General features: G+C 71.0%; 8 protein-coding genes. 6 read left to right on the top strand and 2 right to left on the bottom strand.

Going from position 1 to position 9,599, the window contains the following annotated elements:
- Positions 1-154 precede the first annotated feature (154 nt).
- From HW577_RS14450 to HW577_RS14430, 5 genes are all read left to right on the top strand, one after another.
- Positions 155-3,850, top strand: coding sequence for a DUF7146 domain-containing protein (locus HW577_RS14450; RefSeq protein WP_198376844.1), 3,696 nt, complete (start codon positions 155-157; stop codon positions 3,848-3,850).
- Positions 3,844-5,829, top strand: a complete 1,986-nt coding sequence (locus HW577_RS14445) for a DEAD/DEAH box helicase family protein (protein WP_198376842.1) — start codon at positions 3,844-3,846, stop codon at positions 5,827-5,829. The genes HW577_RS14450 and HW577_RS14445 overlap by 7 nt, the downstream gene beginning before the upstream one ends.
- Positions 5,826-6,047, top strand: a complete 222-nt coding sequence (locus tag HW577_RS14440; protein ID WP_198376840.1) for a hypothetical protein — start codon at positions 5,826-5,828, stop codon at positions 6,045-6,047. The genes HW577_RS14445 and HW577_RS14440 overlap by 4 nt, the downstream gene beginning before the upstream one ends.
- 258 nt (positions 6,048-6,305) lie before the next feature.
- Entirely contained in the window at positions 6,306-6,599 is a 294-nt protein-coding gene (locus HW577_RS14435) for a hypothetical protein (protein ID WP_198376839.1), read from the top strand.
- Between the two features lie 692 nt (positions 6,600-7,291).
- Positions 7,292-7,762, top strand: coding sequence for a hypothetical protein (locus tag HW577_RS14430; protein ID WP_198376838.1), 471 nt, complete (start codon positions 7,292-7,294; stop codon positions 7,760-7,762).
- A gap of 85 nt (positions 7,763-7,847) precedes the next feature.
- On the opposite strand, the gene HW577_RS14425 is transcribed toward HW577_RS14430, so the two are convergent.
- Together HW577_RS14425 and HW577_RS14420 are read right to left on the bottom strand one after the other, a co-directional pair.
- On the bottom strand, positions 7,848-8,141 hold the full coding sequence (locus HW577_RS14425) for a helix-turn-helix domain-containing protein (RefSeq protein ID WP_198376837.1): 294 nt from the start codon (positions 8,139-8,141) through the stop codon (positions 7,848-7,850).
- Positions 8,125-8,493 (bottom strand): type II toxin-antitoxin system RelE/ParE family toxin, encoded by a 369-nt coding sequence (locus tag HW577_RS14420; protein WP_198376836.1) that lies wholly within the window; start codon positions 8,491-8,493, stop codon positions 8,125-8,127. Before HW577_RS14420 ends, HW577_RS14425 begins: the two co-directional genes overlap by 17 nt.
- 438 nt (positions 8,494-8,931) lie before the next feature.
- Here HW577_RS14420 and HW577_RS14415 point away from each other — a divergent pair, with 438 nt between their 5' ends.
- A complete protein-coding gene (locus HW577_RS14415; protein ID WP_198376835.1) occupies positions 8,932-9,462 on the top strand; it encodes a phage terminase small subunit P27 family in 531 nt (176 codons plus the stop codon).
- The last annotated feature ends 137 nt before the right edge of the window (positions 9,463-9,599 follow it).

Genomic DNA, 9,599 nt, shown 5'->3' with positions numbered 1-9,599 from the left:
AGCCCGCCCGGCCCATCAGGGCCGCAAAGGGCCGCGCCAGGGCCGCCCGCCGCCATCGGCGCCGGGGCGCGCTGCGCCGGGCCAGCGCAGGGCCGCCCGATGGCCCAGCAGGGGCCGGCATAGCCGCGCACGGCCTTCCCCTGGAGCGCCAGCCATGACGCGGCGCTTTGACCCGGATCGTGCCGAACGAATGCGCGCGGAGATGGACGAGATCCTCGTCGGCCTTCGCGCCCGGATCGTCGATCTCGCGATCTGCTTCTACGGCCAGCCGATCCGCAAGAGCGCGTGGACCATGCGATTCCGCAGTCGCGACGCGAAGGGCGACGGCAAGCGCACCCAGGTCGTGGTCAACATCGCTGGCGGCAAGGCGGGGTTCTGGAAGGACTTCAGCACCGACCAGCACGGCAGCCCGCTCAAGATGATCGAGTGCAACACGGGCTTGGCCGGCGCGCCGCTGATCGGCTGGGCGCGCGACTGGCTCGGCATGCCGACGCCCGACTGGTCGCGTCAGGAATCGCCCGAAGAAGCCCAGGCCCGCCGGGCGAAGGCGGAAGCCGCCGCCCACGCGGAAGCGGCCCGCCGCGCCAAGGCCGAAGCCGACGCCCAGGCCGACGAAGCCCGCCGGATCAGGGCCGCCCGCGCACTATGGGCCGCCGCGCGGCCCATCGGCGGCACGCTGGCCGAACGCTACCTGTCCGAGACCAGGGCCATCGGCACGCCGGCCGCCCCATGGCCCGATGCCGTCCGCTTCCTGCCGCGCGGCCCGGCCCTGATCGTCGCCGCCACCGATGACCAGGGCGAAGTGCGCGCGGTCCAGGCGATCACGATCGGCCCCGACGCCAGGAAGCAGGAGCGCGACGGCCGGGCAAAGACCACCACCGGCGTCCAGGCCGACGCCGCTGTCCGACTACCAGGCGTCGACGCCGCCGATCAGTGGATCATCGTCGCCGAAGGCCCCGAGACGGCGCTGACCGCCTGGGCCGCATCCGGGCGGGCCACGATCGCGCTCCTGGGCCAGATCACGCCCAACCGGGTCCCGTGGCTGCTGCGCCAGGGCCGGCGCTTCCTGATCCTGCGCGAAGACCATGCCGACGATCGGCCGGTGTCGAAGAACGCGGTGGCGGCGATCGCCGCGCTGCGCGCTGCCGGGGCGGAAGCCCGCGAGGCGTGGCCCTGGGCAGAGCGCGGCGACAGCGGCGCCGACCTGAATGACGTTGCCCAGTGGGAGGGGATGGATGCCGTCCGCGCGGTCATCCACGCCGCGCTCGGGAACCTGGGCCACCCGCTGCTGCCGATCGACGCGGCGCGCGAGGCCACCAGGGCGGCCGTGACGGGCTTCGTGATGGCGGCCGACCCCATCGACCCCGAAGGCATGCCCGACGCCCTGCTGCTGCGCGTGAGCGGCGGCGTGGGCAAGACGGCGGCGGCGATCGAGGCGTCGGCGAAGCGGCTGGCCGCATGGCGCCGCGCCGGCATCACCCGGTCGGTGGTCATCGCCGTGCCCACGCATCGTCTGACCGCGCAGATCGTCCGCGACTTCAACCGGACGCCCGAAGCCCGGGCCGCGCGCCTGATCGCGCGCGTCTGGCGGGGCAGGGAGAACGAGAACCCCGACGATCCGAAGACGAAGATGTGCGAGAACCCGCGCGCCGTCGCAGCCGCGCGCGCCATCGGCGCGAATGTCCAGGCCGCCGCCTGCGGCAAGGCCGAAGACCCGCCCGCCGCCCGCTGCCCCTTCTTCGACGGTTGCGCCTACCAGCGCCAGCGCCAGGGCAGCGCCGACCTATGGGTCGTCCCGCACAACATGCTGTTCGACGGGGACGCCAAGGCGTTCGGCACGCCGGGGCTGGTCATCGTGGACGAGCAGGTCTGGTCGGTGGGCTTGCGCGGGCTGGGCGAGAAGGGCGAGCGCCTGACCATCGAGCGCGTCGGCACATTCGATCCCGTGCCCGGCGATCCGCACGCCGGCGATCGCCTCATGTCGCTGCGGGGCCGGCTGGCCGCCGCCCTGCGCGCAGCGCCTGCCGGGCCGCTGCGGGCCGCCGATCTGGAAGCCGAAAGGCTGACGGCCGCGATGGCGCGCGAGGCACGCGCGCTCGAGAACCGGCGATTGCCGAAGGCCGATGACCTGAGGCCCGGCATGCCGGCCGACGAGCGCAACGCGCTGGTCGAGCGGCTTGGCCCTTCCGTCGCCGATACCCGGCGGCTGGCGACCCTATGGCGTGCGGTCGAGGCGCTGCTGGAACGCGCGGAAGCCGGCGAGGCGGATGCGGCGTCGGGCTGGGCGACCATCGTGGGGAACGAGGTCGCGCTGCGCTGGCGCAGGAACATCCTCAAGCCCTTCCGCGTGCGGACCCTGCTGATCGACGCCCAGGGCGAGGCCGATCTTGTGCGGCCCTACTGGCCCGCGCTGCGCACCGCCCCCGCGATCGAAGCCGACGCCCCGCATGAGCGGCGCTTCCACGCGCCCGATCGCGCGCTGACGGCCGGCGACTTCGGCGATGAGAAGCAGGCGGCCGGCGAGGCGGCAGCCCCGAACCGAAACCCACGCCCACTGACGGAGGCTGCGATGAAATCGAAGGACGCCGCGCGCCGCGATCCCGCGAAGATGGCGGAGCGGAAATCGTCGAAACTGCGCGATCTGCGCGCCGGCATCCTGGCGCTCGCCCGGCTCTACGATCCCGGCGCCGTGCTGGTCGTGATGCAGCAGCGCGTCGAGAAGGCGATGCGAGAACTCGGCCCGTTGCCGGCCAACGTGCAGATCGCCCATCACAACGACATCAACGGGCGCAATGACTGGGAAGGGGTCGTCGCGGTCTGCGTGATCGGCCGCACGATGCCCCCGCCGGCCATTCTGGAGGCTCAAGCGGCGGCGTTGACCGGCCGGCCCCCTTCGGCGACGCGGCCGACCGGCGACTATCACGCCAGGGACACGGCGCCGATCCGCTTCCGCGACGGGCGCGTGAGCGAGATCCTCACGGAGCGGCATCCCGACCCCTTGGTCGAGAAGATGCGCGCGCAGGCCGCCGAGTGGCATCTGGTGCAGATCGGATGGCGGGCGCGCGGCGCGAACCGCACGGCGGCTGACCCCGTCGATGTGTTCTGGTTCACCAAGGTCGCGCTGCCGACGCTGATCGACGAGATCACCACGTCGCGCCTGATCACCCATCCTGGCCCTGTCGACCTGATGCTGGCCGAAGGCGGCATCGCTTTGCTGACCCCGGCGCACGCCTCCATGGCGTTCTCGGAAATCTGGCCCACGCCGAAGTCAGCGGAGGACGCGATGCGCCGGCATCAGCCGGTCCAGGCCCCACCCGCGCGTGACGCGAATTCATCGGGAATAATCGCGCCTGGGTTGATCGGGCCGGGACCGGCCTTCGCCGATCCTGATTCCAGTCTCCCGCATTCCCCTATGAAAGAAGTTACGCGCGCACATAGGGGATTGCGGGAGTCTGGATCGGGCTTAGGGCCGGAAAAGGCGTCGGCGGGCCAATCCACGCGCGCGCCCGGCACCCTGAAATTCGCCTACCAGTTGAGCGGCGCCCGGATGCGGGTCTGCCACGGCCTCGTCCTGATCGATCGCCAGCGGGAGTTGATCCCGTTCCTCGAAGCGCGGCTCGGCGCCCTGGCCCGGCTTTCCCTGGAAGGCCATGCCCTGGTCGGCCCCGACGCCCCGCCGCCCGGCGCCGAAGCCTTCACGGCCCTGGAAGCCCTGACCGATCGGCCCGCCGGCCTTCCCCCATCCGACGCTGACCGCGCCGCCGCCCTTCGCGCGCTGCGCGATGCGCTGGCCGCCGGCATGCGCGACGGCCTCATCGACTTCGACACGAAAGGAATGCTGCCGTGCTGATCCTAGGATTGCAGGACCCCTCGCGCGCGCCGCTGATCCTGCGCGGCTACCAAGCGGCGGCCCTGTCCGACCTGCTGCGCGATCTTCACGACCGGCCGACCGGCGCCCCGGTGGTCGTGCTGCCCACGGGCGCCGGCAAAAGCCTCGTCATCGCCGCGCTCGCCGCGAACTGGATCGCCAGCCGCCCGGCGTCGCGGATCGCGGTCATCGCCCCGACCCAGGAACTGGTCGAACAGGACGAGCAGGAGCTGCGTGCCCTATGGCCGAACGCCGACCTGGGCGTGGTCTGTTCCGGCCTGCGGCGGAAGGAATTCGGCCAGACGATCACGGTGACGACCGCCGGTTCGGCGCGGGGCAATCTGCATCGCCTGGGCATCATAGACCTGGTCGTCATCGACGAGGCGCATCGCGTCCCGACGAAGGCGAACGCGGAATACCAGCGCGTCCTGGCCGGCCTGCGGGAAGCGAACCCGGCCTTGCGGGTCGTGGGCATGACCGCGACGCCCTACAGGCTGGACCAGGGCCTGCTGACCGAAGGCAAGGACCGGCTGTTCGATCGGATCGCCCACGAGATCGAGGTCGCCGATCTGATCCGTCAGGGCTTCCTCGCGAAGCCCGTCAGCCGCATCGCCCGGCCCGAGATCGACACCAGCGAGGTGCGCACGCGGGCCGGCGAATTCGTCGCGGGCGAGTTGGAAGCCGCTGCCATGAAGGCCGGCGCGTCGGAGCCGATCGCCGACGCGATCGCCGCAGCGGCAGAAGGCGAGCCCAGGCGGAAGTCCGTCATGGTCTTCTGCTGCGGCGTCGCGCACGCCCAGATGATGGCCGACCTGCTGACCGCGCGCGGCATCGAGGCCGAGGCGCTGATCGGCGACATGCCGGGGTCCGAGCGCGCGCGCATCGTCGCGGCCTTCAAGGACGGAAGCCTGAGGTGCATCACATCGGTCATCATGGCGACCACAGGCTTCAATGCGGCTGCGGTCGATCTCGTCGCCCTGGCCCGGCCGACGCAAAGCCGAAGCCTCTACGTGCAGATGGTCGGGCGTGGCCTGCGGCTGGCCGAAGGCAAGACGGACTGCCTGATCGCCGACCATGCCGGGAACCTGCGTCGCTTCGGGCCGGTCGATCGGGCGACGCCGGCGACTGGCCCGGCCGGGAAGGTCTGCGCGGCGTGCGGGGCTGACAATGACCGCGTCGCGCCCGCCTGCTCGCATTGCGGGCATGCATTCCCGGCGCCGCCGCGCCCCGTGCCCGCCGCTGCGCCCGCGATCGTGCCCCTTCGCCCCCTGCCGGCGCCAGTCGCCGCGCCGCGCCTTCCTGCCGTGCCGGCCGGCGGCGGCGTCATCTGGATGGACCCGCACGCGGCGGGCAGGCCCGGCACATGGGTCCGCGTGGTCGGGGTCGAATACAGCCGGCACTTCAACCAGACGCGCGGCACGGAAAGCCTGCGCGCCTCCTACACGGTCGCTGGCGGGCCGGCGCGCTGGGTCAACGACTTCCGATCGATCGTCGGCTACATGCGGGTGCACACGGAGCAGTGGTGGGCGCGTCGCTGCGGGGAGGCGCTTCCTGATTCCGTCGCGGATGCGCTGGTCATCGCCGAGACCGACGGCTTTAAGGCGCCGTGCCGCCTGCTGGTCGACTTCAGCGGCAAATGGCCGAACGTGATCGGCGAGGAATTCGCGCCTGGGCCAGCGGCGGCGCTGCCCATGCCAGCGCCGCAGCCGAAGAACTGGCGCGATGCCGTCGCCCTTGCGGCGAACTTCCGCCCGCTCCTTCACGCCTATCTGCGCCATGACGTGCACCTGATCCACTTCGGCGACCGCCGCATCGTGATCCGGACCAAGCCGACCGCGCCGCCCGATATCGTCCAGCAACTTGCCGAATGCCTGCTGGCTCGATCAGGCATCCCGTGGGTCATCGAGACCGCCGATGACCTAGGCGAGCCGACGCTGGCGGAACAGGAGGGCAAGGCATGACCGATCCCGTGACCGCCATCACCCACGGGATGGCCGAGGCCGCCGCCCTGGACGAACTCACGAAGGCCGTCGCGCGCTGCCCGGCCGCGATCCGCGTCATCCGATCGGACGAGGCGATCAGCAGAATCGTGGCCGCCGCCGTCTTGGGCCAAGCCTCCGCGATCGACGCCCGGGCAAGGCTTGCCGCAGCGATCGCCGGCCACATGGTGCGCAAATGAAGCGAAGCCGCTCCGGTGGTCGGGATCGGCGGCCCATTAGCCCGACGCTCGATGCGGAATTGATCGAACAGGCGCGGGCGATCGGCGTGCTGGTCAGGCCGGACATGCGCGTCGGACTTCTGCGCCATCTCATCGCCGCCCGGCTGCGGGAGCGCGAACGCCGCGCGGCCGTCCTGGCCGCCGCACGAACCCAGGAAGGAGGATCTCAAAGTGACCCACGATGAAGCCCTGCGCGCCCGCGCATCGCTGATCGCGATGATGGAAGAACAGGCCGGCGGCGAACTGCCGACCTATGCGGCCCGCCTTGTCGATGAGGCTGTCGGCGCCGCATCCGTCGCGCGGGCGGCGATGACCCAGGCCATGGACGCGACCATGTCGGCGTTCGCTGGCGCGTCGCCGACGATCGATGCGGACTCGCTCGCGCTGATCGCCTCGTCATGGGTCCTGGCCGTGACCGACGCCCAGGCGAATGTAGGTGCCGCCGCCGCCCGCGTGCGACAGGCATCCGGCCCGCCGATCTGGACCGACCTTCCGCCAGCCGGACGGGCATGATCGGCGCCATGGGCATGTGCCGGCCGGGAATATGCCCGCCCGCATCGGCCGCGAATTGAAAGCGGCCCAGGCGCGCGGGGAATTGGCGCGGGCTGACGGCAGCACGCACCACCGCCCCAAGGAAGGGGTTCCCGCCGGGAATGCCTTCCGCGCCGCCACCCTGACCGACCTGGGCATGACGGGGACGCAGGCGATCGGCCGGCCCGAAGTGCCGGGCTGGAACTTCTGGCAAAATTCCCGCGCGGAATTATGCCGCCCGCGTGGCCCAGGCGATCGGCCGCGAATTGGAAGCGGCCCAGGCGCGCGGGGAACTGGCGACGCGGGAAGGGAACAACGGGGCTTCAATTCCCGGCGGGAATTCAAGCCCTAAGCCCACCCTGGCCGACCTGGGCATCACGGGGAAGCAGGCGACCGCGAAATGCCGCGCGGGAAATTCACGATCACGCGCCAGCACGCGCCGAAAGAAACCGTATGGCGACCTGATCGGCGCATCGGGCAACACGGGATCGCGGCAGCCCGCCGCCACTTTCAATTCAGGATGCGCCCGTATGCCCGCCCACGGCTTTTCGCCCCCGCCCGCTATCGCCGCCCCGCCCGCCCCCGCGACCCCCCATGATGGGGCTTCCCCCCCTGGCGGAATCGCCATGCCAGCGCGCGCCCGCATCCGCCGCTGATCGGCGCCCATCATCGCCATGAGCACCTACTTCCCCATCGGCCACGAATTCCGTCCGGCCAGCGATCCGATCGTCGAAGCCGATCCCGCGGCCGATGCCCAGCACATCGGCATCATCGGCCCATGCACCCACAGGACCGATACCGGCTCCTTCTACGCATTGAAGGCCGCCGGCCATCAGATCGTGCCATCCCGGGAAGCCGGCCCGACCATCGCGCGCTTCCTCATCGCATCAGGCGCGCACCCCAAGGCCGCGCTCCGCACGCAATGGCACGATGGCAGGCCCAGCATGGTCGGCACGATCGAGGCCTTCGCCCGCGTCACCGTCGATGATGGCGGCGCGCGCGGCACCGCGTTCAAGAAATGGCGCCCCCATCCCGCCCAGGCGCTGCCGCCCCTGCTGCGCGCATGGGCCATCGCGGAAGGCATCGCTGGCGAAGATCAGCCCGCCCTCGACGAAGGCGAAGATCAGGCCGGCGGCCCGCGCTGATGCGCCATGCCAGCGCGCCAGCCTTCCCAGCGCCGCCCAGGCCCGCCGCCGCCAGCGCCGCGCCCTGCGCCCCGGCCCGATCGCGCTACGCGGCGCTAAGAGCGTCCTCGACAGCCTCAGGATGCTTGTCGATCACCAGCAGAAGAACCCGGGCCGTCGCTTCCGGCTTGCGCCGCCCCTGCTCCCAATCACGCAGCGCCGCAGACGTGAACCCATACCGCAATGCAAACTGCATCTGCGTCAGCCCCGTCTTGGAGCGGATCGCCCGCACATCCACCGTCCCCGGCACATGCGCGACAAAGCCCTCCTTCGCTTCGCCCCTCGCATAAGCGCGGGCCTTCTTGACGCTGCGCAGAATACGATCACCGGCCTTTGACACGACCACGCACTCCCTTCCGATAGTCGGCGGCAAGGCCGGCAAGCTCATCGCGCAGCGCATTGCGCTCCGCTTGGCTCAAGTCGACCCGGTCGCCCTTGGCGAACACGTTCAGCAGGAAGACAGGCACGTCCGCGCCCGCAAAGTAGGTGATCACCCGGTAGCCTCCGCTCTTGCCTTTGCCCGCTGACGGGCGCGCAAAGCGAACCTTTCGAGCGCCTCCCGTGCCAACGATCATCTCGCCGGCATCGGGGTTCTTCGCGATGGTATCGACCACCGTCTTCCGCTCTGCCGCCGTCATCCCGGCATCATCGGCATCAGCCAGATAATCCGGTGTTTCAATGACAGCCTGCATGGCCGTGGTATGCGGCATTGCCGCATTCGAATTCAAGCGGATTGTGCGGCAATGCCGCAGCGCCCCATGCCGCGTGCATCGGCCCATCATGTCGCAGTCGGTCGAAGAAGAAGACGGCGGCGATCCCCGCGCCAGCACAGCGCGATAAGCCAAGGCGCAGCGCAGCCCCTGCCAGGGCCGCCCAGGGCAGCCGGCACCATGGCCGCGCCCATCGGCCCGGCCTGATCCGCGAAGGCGCCAGCGCCCGCCCAATGGGCCGCGCCAGGGCATGCGATGGGTGCGGGGCAGGCTTGAAGGCATGCAGCCGGGGGGGGGCGGGCACGCGCCCGGGCTTTCTCCGGGATATCGCGCGCCCCAGCCTGATTTTCATACCCGCGAAATTCGCCAATTTCCGGGGCTTCCGTGACGGAGGCTCCGTGCATCCTGTATCGTGCCGTCATGACCAAGCGCCCAGGCCGCCCGCCCAAGCCCACCGCCCTGCACAGGCTGCAAGGTTCCTACGAGCCTTCGCGCCATCGCCAACGCGAAGCCGCTGAGCCTCCACCGATCGGTGAACTGTCGCCCGTCCCGCCGGAACATCTGACGGAGGAAGCGCGTCGCATCTGGATCGCGGCCACGCCTTTCATGATGAAGGGGGTCGTCGGCGCCGGCGACGCGCATGTCGTCACGGCATTTTGCGAGGCCGCTGCGATGCATCGCCGGGCGGTGCGCGCCCAGGCGCTTCTGGACGCGAACAAGGAACTGCCTTTTCTCGCGAAGGGAAAGGACGGCCAGCCGACGCTGAGCCCCTACCTGAGACTGATCCGTCAGCAGGCCGACGCGATGGTCCGATATGCGTCGGAACTCGGACTGTCGCCTTCGGCGCGTGCCAGGATCGGCGCGCTCGCCTTCGCGCCAGATGCCGCGCCGCTGTCGCCCAGCGAAGACCCGTGGGGCTCCTTTCAGGTGATCAAGGGCGGCAAGCGATAGCCGCCCGCTGACGCTTGCCACGGGCGCGCGCGGGCCATAACGAAGCAGCCGGCGGGCCTTCGGGCGCCGCCGCAGCGCGAAGCCGCCGCCGGCTTCGCGCGGGGCGCGGCAAGGCGGTCAAGGCGTGGCCCGGCGCG

Source organism: Neoroseomonas rubea (genome assembly GCF_016106015.1).
GTDB classification, from domain to species: Bacteria; Pseudomonadota; Alphaproteobacteria; order Acetobacterales; family Acetobacteraceae; genus Neoroseomonas; species Neoroseomonas rubea.
The sequence above is the reverse complement of the archived record's forward strand: the minus strand, read 5'-3'. Positions and strand labels throughout refer to the sequence as shown.

Excerpts from the sequence above, each read along its gene's own strand:
- HW577_RS14450 (WP_198376844.1), top strand. The coding sequence starts at position 155 with ATGACGCGGCGCTTTGACCCGGATCGTGCCGAACGAATGCGCGCGGAG.
- HW577_RS14435 (WP_198376839.1), top strand. The coding sequence starts at position 6,306 with ATGGAAGAACAGGCCGGCGGCGAACTGCCGACCTATGCGGCCCGCCTT.
- HW577_RS14430 (WP_198376838.1), top strand. The coding sequence starts at position 7,292 with ATGAGCACCTACTTCCCCATCGGCCACGAATTCCGTCCGGCCAGCGAT.
- HW577_RS14420 (WP_198376836.1), bottom strand. The coding sequence starts at position 8,493 with ATGCAGGCTGTCATTGAAACACCGGATTATCTGGCTGATGCCGATGAT.
- HW577_RS14440 (WP_198376840.1), top strand. The coding sequence starts at position 5,826 with ATGACCGATCCCGTGACCGCCATCACCCACGGGATGGCCGAGGCCGCC.
- HW577_RS14415 (WP_198376835.1), top strand. The coding sequence starts at position 8,932 with ATGACCAAGCGCCCAGGCCGCCCGCCCAAGCCCACCGCCCTGCACAGG.